Below are 356 nucleotides of genomic sequence, written 5' to 3'. Positions count from 1 at the left end.
CGTGTTGATCACCCGAGGCCATCCCCGCGACTGCAGGGCAATCGCCTCTAACGCCGATGGGGTGAAGATCGGATGCTTCGCCCCGGCCTGTTTCATCCGATGTTCGATGTAGCCCGCCACCTCTTCCTTCTCCAGCGGCCCCATCCGGTATCGCATGATGATCCGCTGGTCGAGAGGGCGGTGCTGATTGAGCCGCAGCTTCCCCTGTAAATGGGGCAGCCCGGCCAAAATCAAGACAAATGGGTTGGTCGAATCCATCTCAAAGTTGAACAAGATCGCGATGTCCTGTAAAAATGCATCCTTCGCTAAATGCATCTCGTCCAAAATGAACACCGGCGTGATCCGCCGTTCATGAT

At 56.2% G+C, this 356-nt stretch carries 1 protein-coding gene; it reads right to left on the bottom strand.

All coding sequences use genetic code 11. The features are described from left to right. Positions 1 to 356: ExeA family protein (locus ETC02_RS17185; protein WP_371810225.1), on the bottom strand; the 356-nt coding region annotated here is incomplete at both ends.

This window comes from Geobacillus sp. DSP4a (assembly GCF_013096875.1).
In the GTDB taxonomy this organism is placed as follows: domain Bacteria; phylum Bacillota; class Bacilli; order Bacillales; family Anoxybacillaceae; genus Geobacillus; species Geobacillus thermophilus.
The sequence above is the reverse complement of the archived record's forward strand: the minus strand, read 5'-3'. Positions and strand labels throughout refer to the sequence as shown.